16 protein-coding genes and 1 riboswitch are annotated in these 18,966 nt (G+C 41.5%); of the genes, 10 read left to right on the top strand and 6 right to left on the bottom strand.

All coding sequences use genetic code 11. The features are described from left to right. The 4 genes from KXV15_RS05665 to KXV15_RS05650 all read left to right on the top strand — a co-directional run. Positions 1-317: sugar phosphate nucleotidyltransferase (locus KXV15_RS05665; RefSeq protein WP_275671553.1), on the top strand; the 317-nt coding region annotated here is incomplete at its 5' end. A 195-nt stretch (positions 318-512) separates the two neighbouring features. After that, positions 513-749 (top strand): hypothetical protein, encoded by a 237-nt coding sequence (locus KXV15_RS05660; protein WP_240007180.1) that lies wholly within the window; start codon positions 513-515, stop codon positions 747-749. Between the two features lie 213 nt (positions 750-962). Continuing rightward, the gene (locus tag KXV15_RS05655) at positions 963-3,095 is read left to right on the top strand and encodes a PA5441 family protein (RefSeq protein ID WP_240007179.1); all 2,133 of its coding nucleotides are present in this window, start codon (positions 963-965) and stop codon (positions 3,093-3,095) included. Between the two features lie 25 nt (positions 3,096-3,120). Continuing rightward, a complete protein-coding gene (locus KXV15_RS05650; RefSeq protein WP_240007178.1) occupies positions 3,121-3,804 on the top strand; it encodes a DUF3142 domain-containing protein in 684 nt (227 codons plus the stop codon). Here the strand turns inward: KXV15_RS05650 and KXV15_RS05645 are convergent. The 4 genes from KXV15_RS05645 to KXV15_RS05630 form a co-directional block, all read right to left on the bottom strand. Next, positions 3,801-4,868: a threonine aldolase family protein gene (locus KXV15_RS05645; RefSeq protein WP_240007177.1), complete on the bottom strand. Its 1,068-nt coding sequence runs from the start codon at positions 4,866-4,868 to the stop codon at positions 3,801-3,803. The genes KXV15_RS05650 and KXV15_RS05645 overlap by 4 nt on opposite strands. A gap of 35 nt (positions 4,869-4,903) precedes the next feature. Beyond that, positions 4,904-5,016, bottom strand: a riboswitch (SAM-I-IV-variant riboswitch). A gap of 8 nt (positions 5,017-5,024) precedes the next feature. After that, the gene (locus KXV15_RS05640; RefSeq protein ID WP_240007176.1) at positions 5,025-5,816 is read right to left on the bottom strand and encodes an energy transducer TonB; all 792 of its coding nucleotides are present in this window, start codon (positions 5,814-5,816) and stop codon (positions 5,025-5,027) included. After that, positions 5,816-6,934 carry a cytochrome-c peroxidase gene (locus tag KXV15_RS05635; protein WP_240007175.1) on the bottom strand — a complete coding sequence of 373 codons (1,119 nt, stop codon included), beginning with the start codon at positions 6,932-6,934 and terminating at the stop codon, positions 5,816-5,818. The genes KXV15_RS05640 and KXV15_RS05635 overlap by 1 nt, the downstream gene beginning before the upstream one ends. Continuing rightward, a complete protein-coding gene (locus tag KXV15_RS05630; protein WP_240007174.1) occupies positions 6,907-9,432 on the bottom strand; it encodes a TonB-dependent receptor in 2,526 nt (841 codons plus the stop codon). The genes KXV15_RS05635 and KXV15_RS05630 overlap by 28 nt, the downstream gene beginning before the upstream one ends. A 326-nt stretch (positions 9,433-9,758) precedes the next feature. Here KXV15_RS05630 and lpxC point away from each other — a divergent pair, with 326 nt between their 5' ends. Both lpxC and KXV15_RS05620 read left to right on the top strand, forming a co-directional pair. Then, entirely contained in the window at positions 9,759-10,673 is a 915-nt protein-coding gene (lpxC, locus tag KXV15_RS05625; RefSeq protein ID WP_240007173.1) for a UDP-3-O-acyl-N-acetylglucosamine deacetylase, read from the top strand. A gap of 120 nt (positions 10,674-10,793) precedes the next feature. Next, positions 10,794-11,675, top strand: coding sequence for an outer membrane protein assembly factor BamD (locus KXV15_RS05620; RefSeq protein ID WP_240007172.1), 882 nt, complete (start codon positions 10,794-10,796; stop codon positions 11,673-11,675). A gap of 7 nt (positions 11,676-11,682) precedes the next feature. Here the strand turns inward: KXV15_RS05620 and KXV15_RS05615 are convergent, their stop codons facing one another. Beyond that, positions 11,683-12,465: an NAD(P)H-dependent oxidoreductase gene (locus KXV15_RS05615; protein WP_240007171.1), complete on the bottom strand. Its 783-nt coding sequence runs from the start codon at positions 12,463-12,465 to the stop codon at positions 11,683-11,685. 87 nt (positions 12,466-12,552) lie between these two features. Here KXV15_RS05615 and KXV15_RS05610 point away from each other — a divergent pair, with 87 nt between their 5' ends. The 3 genes from KXV15_RS05610 (at position 12,553) to ligA (ending at position 17,584) form a co-directional block, all read left to right on the top strand. After that, on the top strand, positions 12,553-13,485 hold the full coding sequence (locus tag KXV15_RS05610; protein ID WP_240007170.1) for a LysR family transcriptional regulator: 933 nt from the start codon (positions 12,553-12,555) through the stop codon (positions 13,483-13,485). A gap of 62 nt (positions 13,486-13,547) precedes the next feature. Continuing rightward, a complete protein-coding gene (gene recN, locus KXV15_RS05605; RefSeq protein WP_240007169.1) occupies positions 13,548-15,245 on the top strand; it encodes a DNA repair protein RecN in 1,698 nt (565 codons plus the stop codon). Continuing rightward, on the top strand, positions 15,242-17,584 hold the full coding sequence (ligA, locus tag KXV15_RS05600; protein ID WP_240007168.1) for an NAD-dependent DNA ligase LigA: 2,343 nt from the start codon (positions 15,242-15,244) through the stop codon (positions 17,582-17,584). The genes recN and ligA overlap by 4 nt, the downstream gene beginning before the upstream one ends. Position 17,585: 1 nt before the next feature. Here the strand turns inward: ligA and KXV15_RS05595 are convergent, their stop codons facing one another. Beyond that, the gene (locus tag KXV15_RS05595; protein WP_240007167.1) at positions 17,586-18,287 is read right to left on the bottom strand and encodes a superantigen-like protein SSL4; all 702 of its coding nucleotides are present in this window, start codon (positions 18,285-18,287) and stop codon (positions 17,586-17,588) included. Between the two features lie 96 nt (positions 18,288-18,383). Here KXV15_RS05595 and KXV15_RS05590 point away from each other — a divergent pair, with 96 nt between their 5' ends. Next, positions 18,384-18,965, top strand: a complete 582-nt coding sequence (locus KXV15_RS05590) for a GNAT family N-acetyltransferase (RefSeq protein WP_240007166.1) — start codon at positions 18,384-18,386, stop codon at positions 18,963-18,965. The last annotated feature ends 1 nt before the right edge of the window (position 18,966 follow it).

The raw sequence follows: 18,966 nt of genomic DNA, 5'->3' as shown, positions 1-18,966 counted from the left end.
TGCCAATCACCAATATGGTTGAGAAACCAAAACAAGAAGAAGCGCCAAGCAATTTGAAAATTACTGGTCGTTATATCCTTCAGCCAGAAATATTTGAAATTTTGGAAACCCAAGAGCGCGGTGCCGGTGGCGAAATTCAGCTAACCGATGCGATGCACACCCTTCACCAAACCCAACCATTCTATGGCTTTGAGTTTGAAGGAACTGATTTCGACTGCGGCTCACGCGCTGGTTATACCGAAGCTTTCTTAGCTTATGCTTTAAAAGATGCCGAAAATGGTGAAACCATAAGGTCAATTCTCAAAGAAATGCTTTAATAAATACAACTACAAATATACAGTCAAAAACTTATGCCTGCGACAATTATTTCAATTAACAAATCTGAAATAATAGAATAAACAAAAACATACTTTGTTAAGCATAATTTTCTACAAATTCTAAAAGATTGTGTTATAATTATGAAAAAGTACAAGGTTGGGGCATAAGTAAGGGCTGTGTATTATAATTATTATATGATTTTGATCATAAATACCGTAAAAGCTGTATTAGAGCAAAACTCTAGTCATGCTTCCTACGCACTTTTTTACGACATTAAAAGTAATCAGAATAAGTCACATTCAAACAAATCAAACAAAGACGTCACATCTGGTTTAGATGGCGAAGGTAAATATCCATTTAAATGGACATTGATTGGTGTGGTTGTACTTTCTGCACTGTTTTGGTTTCTGGTTTATAAAATCTTCTTTTAATCCAATATTATTAAAATCATAATTTGGCGGTATGGCTTTATAGTTCTTACGCTTTGATAGCCTGTGGCAAAAATAAAAAATCACGCAAAATAACCAATTTTACTACCATTTTTAAAGCCGTTTTTTCTACCTTAAAATTAAGCTGGACAATCTTTCGAAGCATACTAAATTCACGAAAATTCTATTCAAATTATACATGAAAGACTGGTTGTGATGTTTAAGATGTCAAAGGTTAAGCTATTAAAAGCTTTTGGTTTTGGGGTTTCTGCGTGTGCTTTGATTTTCGCGACCCCATCATTCGCTAGCTCGGAAGATTGTTCAACCAAATGGAACCTTGAACGCCCTGATAATGAACGTTGCAACAATCTAATTATCCTAAGCCCGGGAAATGATACGCGGATAAATTTGGTTTTATTACTTGGCGATTTACATGCATCAGAAATACCTCCGCCAATACAATTAAAACTTCCTGGCGAACCCGGTGCCGCGCCTTTTGAATGGTATAGCTATACCTATATTCCAACCCCTAAAACCGAAAATGGTGAAGATGATGCGCATGAATCGGTTTCAATTTTTGGGTATGGCGATGGTTCACGTTGTGTAAGCTCTGATCAAGGTCAGGCCGATTTTGAATTGGCATTAATTGCCAATAAGTCTATTCCAGATGAAGAGCGTGAAACATTAAAAAAATATCGCGCGCAATTGAATCCAACTTGCGATGAAACCTCAAAAATATTTCCTAGTTTGAATGATTTACCACTGCAAATTAAATCAAAATCTGGGCAAGAGTTTTCATATTACCTTTTGTCAGCAGCGGCATTTTATGATGGAAATTTCGATTTTGCCCAAAGCGGGTTTTCGACATTATTGAAAAGCAAAGATAAATGGCTTGCCGAGGCGTCATTATATATGCAATCGCGTGTGGCTTTAAACCGTGCGCAAATTAACGCGTTTGACGATTGGGGCAATCTTGAAAAAGAAAAACTTGATACCGCATCACTTGATACGACTGAAAAATATCTAAACCAATACATTTCAACCTATCCAAATGGGCAATATGTTTCATCGGCACGCGGGCTTTTACGTCGTGTTTATTGGCTTAAAGGAAATCGTGAAAAGCTATTGGCTGCATACACATGGCAAATTAGAAACGCCAAGCCAAATGAGCGAAATCTAAACGACCTGGATCTAGCTACCGAAATTGATTCCAAGATATTGCGCGATACCGATGGGGTAAAAGTCACAGACCCAATAATACTTGCGACAATTGATTTATACCGTATGCGCAATGCAAATGATAAAAACAATACCAATCTTATATCAATTAAAGAACTAGAATCTCAACGTGATATTTACAATAAAGACAAAGACTTATTCGATTTTCTTCTTGCCAATCATGCCTATTATGTTCAAAACAATCCGGCATTAGTAACCAAATTAATACCCGATGAGACGAATGTTAAAAATTTCAACTCATTGACTTTTAGCCGCCAAATTTTGCGTGGACAGGCACTAGAAAAGCTGAATGACGTTAATGCACGCGGCTTTTGGATAAGCATGTTTAAACCTGCCAATGCCCCTGCTCAACGCGATGAATTAGAAATTGCATTGGCTTTACATGATGAAAACCATAATAATATTGATAAGATTTTCGCATCCGATTCACTAATCAAAGACACTTATATTCGTGAAACTTTGCTTACAAACATTGCCGATGCGAAATTGTTACGCCAGGTAACCAATAATCAATCCCTTAAAAAGCATGAGCGGGACGTTGCCCTCTTTACCTTGCTATACAAAGACCTAACTACTGGAAAATATAGTGACTTTTTAGATGATTATAAAATAGTTCCCCAAGATGCCAAAGTTGCCGAAGCATCATATTGGTATTTAGGTGATGAGGTTTCATTAGGTGTTTTCAATTGGAAAGGAGTTGATGCTGAATATTCTTGTCCCTCCTTAAATATTATTGCCACCAATTTAAATAAAAACCCAAATAGCACACGATACAATATTTGCCTTGGTGAGTTTTTGCGGATTAATGGCTTTGATGACTATGGTTCTTATGGGGCTGAAAAAGGTGAAATTGGCGGATCTCCATCGCAATTCAAGGGCAAGCCTTTTTCAAGATTGGAGGCGTATAAAACCACTATTGCCGACCCCAAAGCCGATGTTAATGACAAGGCATATTCATTATACCGTGCAATTAATTGTTATGCCCCAACCGGAAGCAATACATGTGGCGGCATAGAGGTACCAAAGTCACAACGTAAAGCATGGTTCAATATTTTAAAAACCCAATATAAAAACACGCCTTGGGCAAAGGATTTACGCTATTATTGGTAAAATTCGCAAAATTATAGTGTTGTGCATGACATGGTTGGCATTGCCAAATTTGGTAATTGCCGCACCCGTGAATGCAAATAATTATGATAGTTTTTGGCTTTGGTCCGGCGTTAAAACCCAAAAAGTTTTGCAAAAGGCAAAGACCGTTTATCTTTTAAATGGGCAGATTGAGGCAGGACGTAATGTAGTTTTAACCGCACAACGCCCGGCAACGCCGCATGTCAAAAATGCCAAGGTTTGGATTGTTTACCGCGTGGCAACCCTTACCTGGACGCCAAAAATCTATGACCAAATCAACGCCCACATAAAAAAATGGCGCGCGGCGGGCAATGATGTCGTGGGAATACAAATTGATTTCGATGCCAAAACCGCCCGCCTTGGCGAATATGCAAGGTTTTTAAAAGGGTTACGCACGCACCTTCCTGCCAATTGTAAGCTTGGTGTAACTGGCCTTATGGATTGGGGCGCAAATGCCAATGCCGAAGATTTGATAATGCTTTCTGGCGTAGTGGATGAATTAATCATCCAAACCTACCAAGGGCGGCATACCATTCCCAATTATCAAAATTATTTCACCAATATAAACCGCATAAAAATTCCGTTCCACATTGGCATAATCCAAAATGGGGAATGGGAAGAGCCAATCGGTCTTTCCCAAAACCCGAATTTTAAAGGCTATGTGGTATTTTTACAGAATGGCGTGAATTAGGCACCTGCTGCTTCGCGAATATCCGCCACCAATTCATCAACCCGTTTTGTGTCGCTGTCCCATGCGAACATGAAACGTGCACCACCGCCAATAAAGGTATAAAAATGCCACCCCTTTGCACGCAATGCCGTAAATACCGCATCGGGCGCATGAAGAAATAAAGCATTGGCATCAACCGAAAACATTGGCTTTACATCCTTTAGGCCCTTAATCCCCGCCTCTAATCTTTTGGCACATTCATTTGCATGGCGAGCATTTGAAAGCCACGCCCCACTTTCGAGCATTCCGACCCAAGGTGCTGCAAGAAAACGCATTTTCGATGCCAATTGCCCCGCCTGTTTGCAGCGGTAATCAAAATCTTCGGCAAGTTTGTGGTCAAAGAATATAACCGCCTCACCCACTGCCATGCCATTTTTTGTGCCACCAAAGCAAAGGACGTCAACCCCGACTTTCCATGTTATATCGGCCGGCTCACAACCAAGTGCCGCACAGGCATTGGCAAATCGTGCCCCATCCATATGAAGTTTTAGGCCCAATTCCTTGCATACGTCCGAAATCGCCTTAATTTCATCGATAGTATAAACTTCACCGGTTTCAGTGGGCTGGGTAATTGTGACGACGCGTGGCTTTGGGAAATGTATGTCCGTACGTGAACATGCAATCGAACGCACATCATCAGGTGTCAATTTTCCGTTTTCGGTCTGTGCCACCAATAATTTTGAACCATTAGAGAAAAACTCTGGCGCACCGCATTCATCGGTCGCTATATGGGCAAATGAAGTACAAATCACGCCATGATAAGACTGGCACATTGACGCCAATGCCAATGAGTTTGCCGACGTGCCATTAAATACAAAGAACATTTCCCCATCGGTTTCAAACAATTTACGAAAGCCGTTTGCCGCCCTTTCCGTCCAAATGTCTTGCCCATATGCGGCACAAGAACCCGAATTAGCATCAATCATTGCCTGCAATGCTTCGGGGCAAATGCCAGAATAATTATCGGATGCAAATTGTTGTCCGGTAAATTTTGGGGTTAATGATTTAAGATCCTGTGCTGTCACGTCTAATTCCTTTATATTTATTATGATTTGACGTGAAAGTGCCCCCTTTTTGTCGGTACGACCACATCCCCCATTTGGGGCACCACCTTGCGGGAAAGCAGGTTGGTGTCAGGCGTCAAATCATTGTGCCTAACTCTTGATGAATTTCAGCAACTATCACACCTTAATTTCAAATTCAATCGGGGTTTCAATACTTAGGCTGTCATTATCAATTATTTCGGGGAATTTTTCAAAGGGAGCGGCATTTTTTACGGCATTCAATGCAGCATCATCAAGCATTTGAATTTTTGAAGATTTAACAACACGAACCGCCGATAAAACGCCATTACGCGATATTTTCATGCTAATAACCACTACCCCTTCCATCATTAGTTCTCTTGCCCTTGATGGATAAGTTTTTTTACGCTCAATCCTAGTAATAATTCTCTCAATATATTGCGACTTAGCAGCCTCAACTTCATTTTTACTATTTTCATGTGAGTGAATAGCGCCATTTGGCGGGCCTGGCTTAGAATTCACCGATGTTGCTGCTACATTGGTGAAATTATTATCCATTGTTGGTATGCCTATTTCTAAGTTATTGGGAATATTTAAAGATGTCAAAACACTAATGGATTGCTGCTGTGGCGTAAAATCATTCATTAAGACAGGGACAGGTTTAAGCCTTGGCATGATTTTTGGTTTTGGCGGCAACACTTTATTATCCTGAATATGGGGGGTGAGTTTCTCAACCATATTACGTGTTTCAATTTTTGGATTTAATTCATTGTTATTATTTAATATTTCAGAAGAAACAAATAGAACACTTCCGCTTTCTTTAATATCAATTACGGCGGCTTTAACATTAAATATGAATACAAAAAGCAAAAGATAGCATAAGGCAGCGATTAAAAAATTCGCCACCCTTTGCTTTACAATTATTGTTGGATTAATTTGCGAAATAGACATCATAACGTTTTTAAATATGCCAATATTTGTTGTTTCTCATCATCCGATAAATTTAATTTGACCAACATCTCATCAGTAACTGGAAACAACGGATCATTAGCCTGTTTCTCTGTTGGTTGCGGGTGAAATGCTCCGGCATCATAGATATTTATTACACCCTCAAGACTTGGGAATAAGCCATTATGCATATAAGGTCCGGTGCGTGAAACACCGCGCAATGACGGGGTTTTAAAACGCCCCATATCTTCTTTTTGTGATGTTACGTTAAAGCGTCCCTTGTCTTCAAATTTACGACCATAATAAGTTAAACCAAGGTTGTGAAAACTATCGTCCGTAAATAAAGGCCCGTTGTGGCAGGACATGCAGCGCGCCTTGGTACGAAATAAATGCAACCCTTTTAGTTCATCATCATTAAGTGCGTCGATACCCTGTTTTTCAAAAACCAAATCCCATTTATTGCGACGTGGCTTTAATGTGCGCTCATAATTTGCAAGTGCGCGGGCAACATCTTCAAGACGAATTTTATCAATGCCATATGCTGATTTAAATCCCGCCTTCCATTCAGGGTTTTTATTGAGACGATTTTCAATAGTTTTGCGTTGTGCCGCCATTTCAATTGGATTTTGAATTGGCCCCATCGCTTGTTCTTCAAGGCTTTTGGCACGCCCATCCCAAAAGAAATTTTCTTGCCATGCAACTGCAAATAAATGCGGACTATTACGGTTTCCGCGCTGCCTATCGTGTCCGAAGGCGGTTTTTATACCGTCACCAAAGTCAAGTTCTGGATTATGGCATGATGAACATGCGAATTGGCCAGATTCGGATAAAATCGGGCTATCAAACAATTTCTGCCCTAAATCCGCACGCTCTTTCGATGGTTGATTATTTTCAGGGTATTTTACCGCTGGCAAAGGACCAAGTTCGCGGTATTTTGCCCCTTTTTCAAGCCAAGGCTTGGGCCAGGTTTCGGGTTTACCTGCATACATTTTCCGCAATTCGACAATTGACGGCATTGTGAAACCTTCATCTGCCAATACAAACGTTGCCGAAAGCAAAGTCAAAGCACCGGCAAGCAAAAAACCACCAACTTTTAAAATTTGTAACTTGCGCCAAGCCATATTACGCGCCCCTTTTCATATGGTTCGTCTAAGGTAAGTGCTTCAGGATATTGTGTATTATCAAGAAGATTGGTGACATCTGCGGTAAGCATAATTTTATTGCGCCCCACATTGATAAATTCATAATCGAGTTTTAAGTCCAATTCCGTTGATGCCTTATAAGTAATTTTTTTATAGACATCGTAGGTTACGTTATTAACTTTTATATCGACCAATGAATCGGCAATCGTGTCATATTTATCGCGCCATCTTACACTTAGGTTTGATTTTAATTTACCGCCAAGCCATTTTGAATTTAGGCTAAGATTTGCCATTAATGGCGTGTTGAAATTTGATTGTTGCTTTATGTTATATAATTCTTCAAACGAGATAACATTACCTTGGTAATAAACCATATCTTCGGCATAAATATCTGAATCAAAATAGGTATTGCCATAAGATTTAATATCAGACCATGCAGTATTGAATGAAAGCCTGTGGTTATTGCCAATATTTTTGAATAATTCGATGCTGATATTTTCATAATCAGAATGCCCATCATTTGTCGCAGACCTTGTTCGATATGATGTTGCTTTACCAGTTACAGTATTAATATAAGTAGCCGTAACATCGTCACCCGCGACAATAATATCTTTGCCTTTGCGATTGATATATTTTACCCGCGCATCAATTTCCCATGGCAAGTGCGCATTAATGCCGAATGCAATTTCATCAGAATAAGGCGTATTAAGATTGGCATTTTTATAAGTTGTTGCTTTGGAATGTAATGTTAAATTCCAATTTTCATCGCTATATGTTCTTTTGCCACTAGAAATTATAGGACTACGTGCATAGCGATATGTATCTGGCATTTGCTCCCGTATAGCAAAGCTAAGGAATGATTTGGAATAATAACGGTTTGCGCCGGCAAATATTTCAAATTTTCCAAAGTCATATGATGCCGTAAAACGCGGCGCAATATCGGTATTTTCAAGAAAGCTATCATATTCAACCCGCACACCAGGGCGAAGGGTTAAATTGCCGATTTTTGCTTGATATTCCGACCATAGGTTTGCAGTCTCAAGCGAAACATCAATATCATAGGCTTTGTAAACTAATCGGTTTATAAGGGCGACATTACCTGTCCTGCATGCCTTGTCGCCATCTGTCGCACACACAATTGTTGAAGCAACATCAGACGTTAGATAGGCATAACCGTCCATGGCGCGTTTTTTTGTTGCATCAATTTTTTCATACCCCGCACCAACATTCAATGTACCAAATGGAACATTCCATGCCATTTTGGTGTTTAGATTAAGCTCCTTTTCATTTTGGTCGATATTACCAAACCCACCAAACGAGCAATTTGCACCACTACATACCTTGAACTCTGGAACTGCGCTTGGCCATGAATAATGATTTTCAGCAGCCCTTCGGCTTGTGTCATCATCTGAATATGAAAGATTAAAGGACCAATCTTTTGCGCCCAAAAATGGGGTTCCAAGATTTTTGATCGAAATTACCGCCCTATCACCTCCACCATATGAAATAATTTGGTTTTGTACTTGGTTTGCAACCTGAAACTCACTGCTATATGGTGAATGGGTAAAAGTTGTACTTAAAGCAAATAAATCACCAAAATTTCGCAATGCTTTTATAGTGGTTGATTTGGATTCACTGGTCTGGCGATATTCCCCACCGCCATATGATGCCGCTTTATAATTAGTCACTTTTGAAAAAGCTTCATTGTGGGTTATGGAGATTTTAGTTCCATAAATTTCTGGCAAGTCAACCGACCCACCGATATTACAACGGCTATATTCTGGTTTTGCACCAAATGCAGCATTCGCGCCAAATGCTTCTTTTGTCGCTTTACTAATTTTGAACGAGGTTAAATCATCACCGGTACATGAAGAACTTAATCGAACGCCAAAAATACCAATTGGGTCACGCGTAGTTATGTTTAAAACCCCACCGGTAAACTGCCCGTGTTCAGCACTAACATTACTGTCCAAAACTTCAATTTTTTCGATTTGACTAGTGTCAACCCATTGCGTCTGCGCGCGGCTTCCGGCAACCTCATTAACCGAAGCAGGGTTTGGATCGGTGGTATCGAGGCGGGTATTTACACCGATACCATCTATTGAAATATTATTTTCATAATATTTGCCGCCACTTATAGAAATATCTAGTGGGTGAATATCCTGCAACTTTTCACGTGATGCATCATTACGTGAATTATCAAACTGCAATTGTGGCAAAATTCTCAATATTGCGTTGGCATCGCCGCTTGAACGCGAGTTATCTGAAACTGCCTCACCCTCAATAGTACTTTTTCCGGAGTTTACACCAGTTTCAGCAACATATGGGCTTACAATTTGTGTTGAAGTTACTTTTACACTTCGGGTTTTTATTACCGCATCATCAGTTTGACTTACTTCTTGCGCATATGAATTTCCCGCAGCCCCTACAAACATAAACACACAGGCAGACGCCATAAGTTTCGATTTATTTCTCAAGTCCCTCTCCAAATTTTCAACCACCTATCCTTATTGCTATTGCTAATAGTTTGCAATAGTGACAAGCTGTCGCAATCGATTATTTTTGATTATTTTGCAGCAGAGGAAAAAATCACACGCACCGAAAGTTTTTGCAGCGTGTTTAACCCATAAAAGCCACTAAAATCCGTAGGATGCCTTATTCCATAAGGTTCGTCTAAAAACCGTAACATTTAGAAACAGTCTTTGTTTTGATGTTTAACGAATATTCAGGCAGTGGCTATTATATTGAATTGTGTCCGCGAGATGCGGGCGATAACTGTCCATTTTATGGCAGGGGAAACAAAGTGAAACACGAAAATATTTGCCAGTTGCAAAAAACCTTAAAGAAAAGCGCATCATGCATCGGTGTCGGTGTTCATACTGGTGTGCGTGCAACGCTTACTTTGGCGCCTGCGCCGGCGGATACTGGCTTTGTATTTATTCGCACCGACGTTTTGCCACGCGAGAGCCGCATCTCTGCCCTTGGTTCAAATGTAACCGCAACCCAACTTGGCACCTCGATTGCCAATGAATTTGGTCATTCAGTTGCCACAATTGAACACGTACTTTCTGCGCTTACTGGAATGGGTGTCGATAATGCCTTTATCGAAATTGATGGCCCAGAAGTTCCAATTCTTGATGGTTCAGCCGAACCATTTATCGAACTTATTCAAACCGTTGGTTTGGCATCACAAGATGCACCACGCAATTTTATTGAAATTCTTGAACCAATCGAAGTAAAAGACGGTGCAAAAATCGCACGTTTGGAACCTTCTGAAGGTTTTACACTTGACGTAAGCATTGACTTTGACAGCGAGGCAATCGGTCTACAACGCGCGGTTTTTGATGGCACTAAAAACGGCTTTGTTCGTGACATCGCCCCTGCCCGTACTTTTGGCTTCTTACACCAAGTTGAGGCATTGCGCGCAATGGGCCTAAGCCGTGGCGGCTCTCTTGATAATGCCGTTGTTATTGACGGTGATAAAATCATGAATGAAGGCGGTCTGCGCTTTGATGATGAATTTGTTCGCCATAAGGCACTCGATGCGGTTGGCGATTTGGCGCTTGCTGGCTACCCGATTCTTGGCAAATATGTTGCAAGCCAATCAGGCCATGCAATGAATGTAGCGCTCGTTAAGGCATTGATGGCAAATCAAAAAGCATATCGCGTTGTTACACAGCCTGTTAACACACGCTTGTTTGCGGCTGCTGGTCTTTAATTATCATTAAAAATCCGCCATTTTACGTAAAATAATGAGTTTGTGACTTTTTTAATTGCAAAATCTTATGTAAACCGTTTCAAGTTTAAAAAGATTTGGTTCAAATTGCGCGATTTAATAATGAAAAATAAAGCTACCCTTTTAATTACTGCTATTTTGATTGCTTCAACCGCCCTTACAGGTTGTCAGTCTGTCGGTTCAAAAAAGAATCGCGCCCCTGTGTATGTTGAGCGTCCGGTTGAAAACCTTTATAATAACGCCCGCGATCAACTTGATAGGAAAAACTACGAAGAAGCAATTCAGGGCTTTGAAGAAGTTGACCGTCAACACCCATATTCAGAATGGGCGCGCCGCGCGATTTTGATGTCGGCCTATACTTATTACAAACAAAATAAGTATGAGGATGCGATTGCTGCCGCAAACCGCTTTATTTCAATGTATCAATCAAACCAAGATAATTCGGCATATGCTTATTACCTGATTGCGATTTGTTATTTTGAACAAATTACTGACGTTGGCCGTGATCAGCGTATGACCGAACTTGCACTTGCCTCTTTAAACGAAGTTGCGCAGCGTTATCCAAACACCGCATATGCAAAAGATGCGCGTATGAAAATGGATATGACGCGTGACCAGCTTGCAGGCAAAGAAATGGAAATTGGCCGTTATTATCTTGAAAATGATGATAATCCAATTGCCGCAATTGGCCGCTTCCGCCGCGTGGTTGATTTATACCAAACCACCACCCACGTGCCAGAGGCTCTTCACCGTCTTGTTGAATCTTACCTTGCTATGGGTCTTGTTGATGAGGCCACCAAAGCCGGCGCAGTTCTTGGTTATAACTACCCTGGCTCTGAATGGTATGAACGTTCTTACAAACTTTTGACTTCAAAGGGTCATGCACCAAAAATTAAACCAAATAAAAAAGGTTTATTTGGTGACAAGCATGAGAAAAAACAAAAGATAAAAGATGTTAAGGGTAAAGCATTAAAACCGGAATAGCCGCCTTTTAATTGTCTTTAATATGGGCTCTTATGCCACTAAAACCATCTTTTCTTAAACTTAGTTTTAGTTGCATGTCTGGTATTGTGTAATCGCCAAAATTTTGTTTGTGGTATGCAATTGGTTTTTGTGTAAAAAGCCCAGCCATACGCAAACGTAGCTCTGACGCAGTTTTTTCAAAAGTTTCTTCATCTATTCTATCGGCACGATGTATCACGAATTGCGGCAACACATCAAAACCAGGATAGAACAAAATACCATGATTAATTGGAAACAATAAATCATCAATCTGCCCATTTATTCCAAATTCTGAATAATGTTCAGCCCATCCACCAATAGTTAGCAACAGCATAGCACGCTTACCAGCCATAACCCCCTCGCCATAACGATTCCCCCATTTTTTGTCACTATGCTCACCAACACCATAGGCAAAGCCAAAAGAAAAAACCCGATCTACCCAACCTTTTAATATTGCAGGCATAGAAAACCACCAAAGCGGAAATTGTAAAATCACGGCATCGGCCCATAATAATTTTTCCTGCTCTGATAAGACGTCTTCTGTAAGTGCGTTTTCTTGAAATGCCTTGCTTGAGGCAGATGGGATTTTCAAACGACCTTCAGTATGATTTTTGAAATCATCCCTATCAATTATGGGTTTAAACTTTTGCCTATAAAGGTTGCTTACCTTTACCTCATGCCCATCCATTTCTAACTGATTGATGGCAATATCTCGAAGCGATGCGTTAAGCGATAATTCTTCTGGATGCGCAAAAACGATTAATATTTTCATTATCTTCTCCTTGAATTGGAGATTGCTATTTAAGGCGAGTTTGATTATTTTATAATATCAACATAATGGATATTATTGTTTCATAAAATGGATAAATTAAATCTAGCGCCAGATGTTACGATCGATAAAATGAAAACCTATGTTCGCATAGTCGAGCGCGGGAATCTAAGCGCGGTTGCCCGTGAATTCAAAACCGGACAGGCAACCATAAGCAGGCATTTGCAAGACATTGAAAAAGCACTTGGCGTTTCATTATTAAGTCGTAACACAAGAAATCTGACCATCACTAATGAAGGCATGATATATTATCATAGATGCCTACAAATCCTAAAACTACTGGAACAAGCAAATGAAGAAGTTGGACTGAAAAAGCATGCAAATTCTGGCAAAATAAGGTTTTCATGCAGTGTCGCAATTGGTGTCGCACACATAACGGAAATGATTCTAAAATTTCAAGAATTTTATCCCGACATTGAAATCGACATTAACTTTACCGACGAAAAAATAAATCTAATCGAAGAAGGTGTTGATTTCTCCATCAGAATTGGTGGCATAGTTGACAGTAGCCTAAAACTAAAACCAATTGGTAAAAGCCAGCGCCTATTGGTGGCGTCACCTGAATACATTAATAAATTTGGCCTGCCTAAAACCATTAATGATCTTCAAAATCATCAGTTTGCAAGCATGTCTAATTTGCTTAATTACAACATATTACAAATCACTAACCCCGAAGGTAAAACTCATGAAATAGGGATAAAAGGCAATATTTCTATTGATAATGGTTTAGCGGCACGGAAAATAATTGAAAACGGGCGCAGTATAGGAATATCGCACATTTGGCTAATCGATGATTTATTAAAGCAAAACAAGCTAATCCAAATCTTACCCGAATATAAAGTTTCGCCAGTTGAAATTAATATGCTAATTGTCCCTGAGAGAAATAATTTAAAGCGAGTGCGGGCATTGATTGATTTTTTATATTCCGAAATCTTGAAACTACCTGGAATATATAAAAAATAAAAACCCTGTTTTGTGGCAGTTTCAATATTTTTTAAATTAATAAATTAGGCTAATTAACATAAATGCTGCGTGAAATATCGATTCGTGATGTGGTTTTGATTGATGTGCTTGACCTTGAAATCGGGTCGGGTTTTACTGCTTTGACTGGTGAAACCGGTGCGGGTAAATCAATATTGCTTGATGGCCTTGGCTTGGCACTTGGTGAACGCGCCGAAAAAGGCTTGGTGCGCGCTGGTGCAGATAAATCAATCATAAGCGCCGAATTTAGCATTAGTTCAAATCACACAATCAATGAAATCTTGCACGAGGCCGATGTTGAGGTGGACGGTGAGGTAATATTACGCCGCACCCTAAACACCGATGGCAAGAGCAAGGCATTTATTAATGATGTCCCAGTCTCTGCTGCGCTTTTAAAACGGGTTGGTAACGCACTTTTAGAAGTGCACGGGCAACATTCAGCAATTGGTTTAATGGATGAAAGCAAGCATCTTGAAATGCTTGATGCCTTTTTATCGCATGAATTGGGCGATGACTTCACACAAACTCTATCTGCGGTAAGTGGCGCTTACAAAACTTTTGAAACCGCGCGCCAAAATCTAAAGACCGCACAGGATCGCATGGGTCAATCGGGGGCTGAGCGTGAATACCTTGCCCATATCCTAAAAGAATTAAACGATTTAAACCCGCAAATTGGTGAAGAAGAAGAATTGGATACTACGCGCCGCTTTTTGATGGGGTCGGAACGGATTACCGAAACCATTAAAGAAGCCGTAGAAGCCATTGAGGGCGGCAAGGTTGAAAATTACCTTGGTGTTGCATCGCGTGCGATGTCAAAAATTGGTGCAATAGAGGGTGAAAACGGCAAAAAACTAAATAGCCTGGTTGAAGCGGCGGTTAATTCACTTGAAAATGCGCAAAATAACATTGCCGATGCCTTGGGTAATTTGCAAAGCCTTGGCTATTCCATCGACCTTGACCCCAAAGAGCTTGAACGTATCGAAGAGCGTTTATTTGCAATTCGTGGGGCGGCGCGTAAACATGGCGTTATCGCCAATGATTTACCACGTAAAAGGGACGAAATCGCCGAGAAATTATCCCTAATCGATAATTGCGATGAGGAATTATTAAAGGCCGAAAAAGCCTTTAAAATTGCTAAGGAAGAATATGATAATCTTGCATTATCACTATCGCAAAAACGCCAATCTGGTGCCAAAATTTTTGACGAAAAAGTTATGGGTGAATTACCACCCTTAAAACTTGAAAAAATGCGCTTTAATACATCGTTCGAAAGTGATGCTACACGAATTGCGGCAAAGGGTATTGATAAAGTTCGCTTTGAAATCGCGCCGAACCCTGGTGCAGGTTTTGGCCCCCTAAGCCAAATTGCTTCGGGTGGGGAATTATCGCGGCTTTCACTTGCATTAAAGGTGATTTTATCGGCAACATCTGGCACATTGGCACTGGTTTTTGATGAGGTTGATCAAGGTATTGGTGGCGCAACCGCCGATGCGGTTGGTAAACGCCTAAAAGAGCTTGCCAAAAATGCACAGGTTTTGTGTGTCACCCACTCCCCCCAAGTGGCGGCGCGGGCCAATCATCATTTACGTATTGAAAAGCGGGTTGAAAATGGCATTACCCGCACCACCGTGGTTCGCCTTTCAGATAAAGAACGTGTCGAAGAAGTGGCGCGAATGTTGGCAGGTGAAATAATAACTGATGAAGCACGCAAGGCGGCAAAATCATTAATGGAAAATCAATGAGCGAATATCGCAACACCCCCGTTGAAAATCTAACCCATGATATGGCACGCGCAGAGCTTGCAGCATTGGCAAATGAAATTCGTATGCACCGCGACGCCTATTATGTCGATGATAACCCAACCCTTTCCGATGCCGAATTTGATGCACTAGAGCGCCGTAACGCCCTTATTGAACAAAAATTCCCAAAACTAATACGTGATGACAGCCCATCAAAATATGTTGGCGCCAAAGCATCCACCAAATTCAAAAAACATACACACCACGTGCCAATGTTATCGCTCGATAATGCGTTTTCAAAAGAGGATGTTACCGCATTTGTGGATCGTGCGCGCAAATTTTTGGGGCTTGATAAGGCCGCACCCCTTCCCTTCACTGCCGAACCGAAAATTGACGGACTTTCATTATCAATCACCTATTTGAGCGGGGTTTTGAAAACCGCTTCAACCCGTGGCGATGGTAAAGAGGGGGAGGATGTAACCGCAAACGTTCTGCAAATTCCTGAAATACCGCGCACTTTGCATTGCGAAAATCCGCCCGAAGAAATCGAAATCCGTGGCGAAGTCTATATGGATGATGAGGGCTTTAACGAATTAAACCAAAATCAAATTGCCAAGGGCGCGCAAATTTATGCCAATGCCCGCAATGCGGCGGCGGGCTCGTTGCGCCAAATTGATGCCCAAGTTACCGCAACCCGCCCATTAAAATTCTTTGCCTATGCAACAGGGTATGAAACCGCCCCTATTGCCAAAACCCAAATGGAATTGATTGAAACCCTTGAAAAATGGGGATTTAAAACTAATCCATTGACCAAAATTTTCAACGATGCCGATGGATTGGTTGCCCATTATAATCATATTGGTGAATTACGCGAGAATTTGGGCTATGAAATTGACGGCGTGGTTTACAAAGTCAATGAGTTGGCATTGCAAGATAGATTGGGGATTGTGACACGCTTCCCACGTTGGGCAATCGCGCATAAATTCCCGGCAAAACCATCAAAAACCAAATTGTTGGATATTGATATTCAAATTGGGCGCACGGGCGTTTTGACCCCTGTGGCACGTCTTGAACCGGTTGCCGTTGGCGGGGTTATGGTTTCAAACGCGACCCTTCACAATGAAGATTATATCCACGAACTTGATATTCGTATTGGCGATACGGTTTTTGTACAACGGGCCGGCGACGTTATCCCGCAAATTATCGGCATTGATAAGGATTTACGACCCCATGATGCGGCGGTTTTCCACTTCCCCCACATCTGCCCCTGCCCGCTTAAAACCGTGGTTTCACGCATCACCGATAAAGAAAGCGGTGAGACCGAGGTTGCGGCGAGATGTTCTGGCGAATATGATTGCCCACATCAAAAGAAACGCCATTTGGAACATTTTGTTTCGCGCACCGCCTATGATATTGACGGGCTTGGCCCAAGACAAATTGAAATTTTCCTTGAAAAGGGTCTAATATCCGCACCTGCCGATATTTTCCGCTTAAAAGACAAACGCAATGCGCTTGAAGGGCTTGAAGGGTTTGGCGAAACCTCCATCAATAATCTTCTAAATGCCATTGAGGCACGTCGTAATATTGGGCTTGATAGGTTTATTTACGCCCTTGGGGTTCGTCATATTGGGCAAACCACATCGGGGCTTTTGGCACGTAATTTTGGCTCTTGGGATAGGTTTAAACAAGCGGTTACAGATGCCGCAAATGCCCGACCAAATGATGATTTCCAAAGGCTTTCGGTAATAGATGGTCTTGGCCCCGTAATGCGTGATAAATTACTTGAAGCATCGGATAAAATATCCCCGCCCGATGATTTATTTGGTAGCGATTTATTAGAAGTTATACGCCCCGTTCAAGGTCTTAATACCAAGGCCAAACAGGCACTTTTGGCACATTTTCATGATGCCAAAGAATTTGTTGAAATTGTTAAATCCGCCGCAAATGGCAAACCCAAACAAGCCTATATAGATTTCTTTTCCCAAGATGGCATGGGCGAAGTAGCAACCGACGCATTAATCGAATTCTTCCAAAGTGAACGCGCCATGTCGGGCCTAAATGATCTCTTATCAGAAGTTATAATCACCGAAATCGTCGCCGCCAAACAAGACACCGCAATTGCAGGAAAAACCGTAGTTTTCACCGGCACATTACAAACCCTTTCCCGCGAAGAAGCAAAACAACAAGCAATTAATTTGGGTGCAAAGGTTTCGGGTTCTGTTTCCGCCAAAACCGATTATGTTGTGGCGGGTGCCGAGGCCGGATCAAAACTAACCAAAGCCCAAAGCCTTGGGGTAAAAGTTTTGACCGAGGCCGAATGGGTAGAGATGATTAGGGATTAAATCACTTCACCCCGGCCCAAGTGCGGGCATCGTTTTGGCAAGCGTTTGCCATTTGCAATTTGCTTTGCATAAAGGCATCAGGGTTTGGGGCGGCAAAGAATTGGTTTTGTGCCTTGGTTGATACCGCACTATAATCGGCGCGGAATTTTGCCTCTGACCTTACAGTTGATGCCGCCAAAACAAATGGCTGCATGCCTTTTTTAAGACCGTCAAGCTGCGCGGCAAGCGCTTTTAATTGTGGCGCAGCACCCGGTTTTGATGCACGAACCTGCATAAAGGCGGCTGTGAAATCAAGCGTGCCGTAACATTGCACCAAACGAGTATAATCCTTGGCAACGTCAAAATTTGGCGCGATTTCTTTGGCAATCTCATCAGGCGTTAATGGGCGTGTTGGCGCAGGTGGTGCTTGCGGTTCGGCAATTGGTGAGGTTGGCGTGGTTTGCAATAATGGATCATCAACCGGCGGCAAAACCGTATCGGTTGAAACCCGCCCCGCATTAAAATTGATTTTTCCGCCCAAGCTTGGCGCGGTGACATTGGTTTCAGCAGGCGCTGTTTCAGCAGGTGGGGTTGTGGTTTGGGCCGCCACAGGTGGCGTAGTTTCCGCCGTTTGCGCCACAGAATTGCTAGTGGTTGCGCAAGCACCAAGCACGACACTTGTTAAAATCAAACCAGAAAAATATTTTAATTCAAACTTTTTCATTTTTACCCCGAAAATCGCATATGGAAACATACGTCCACAATGCCTTTTAGCAAATCAAACCTTTCAATAACATGAATAAGGCTTTAATGAAGAATTATGAAGCTCTTACCTGTAAAAACTGCAAATGAATTTGTTTTAATCCGCCCTTTTGACGCCAATGATATTGATGGGCTTGCAAATGCGGGTGCAAATCCCAAAATTTGGACGCATTATGTCGATGCCATTGATGGCGAAGCTTCATCGGTTAAAACATATCTTGAAAGCGTGCTTAAACGCCACCAAAGCGGCAATTGGATTGCCCATACTATTTTGACACCTGATGGCGAATATGTTGGTCAAAGCTGTTATATGGCAATCCACCCGGAGCATAAGGGTTGTGAAATTGGTGGCACATGGTATGCGCCCAAATTTCATGGCACAAAAATCAATCCGGCGGCAAAACTTGCATTATTGCAGAATGCCTTTGATTGCGGGGCGATGCGCGTTGAATTAAAAACCGATGAGAATAACCTGCATTCACGCACTGCAATTTTGAAATTAGGCGCAAAGTTTGAGGGGGTTTTCCGTAAACATATGCTACGGTCGAACGGCATTATCCGCAATACCGCTTATTATGCGATTATTGATGATGAATGGGGTGATCTGAAAAATGGATTATTGGCAAGATTGGGCGAATAAA

The organism is Pseudaquidulcibacter saccharophilus (genome assembly GCF_019455445.1).
Classification (GTDB): Bacteria; Pseudomonadota; Alphaproteobacteria; order Caulobacterales; family Aquidulcibacteraceae; genus Pseudaquidulcibacter; species Pseudaquidulcibacter saccharophilus.
The sequence above is the reverse complement of the archived record's forward strand: the minus strand, read 5'-3'. Positions and strand labels throughout refer to the sequence as shown.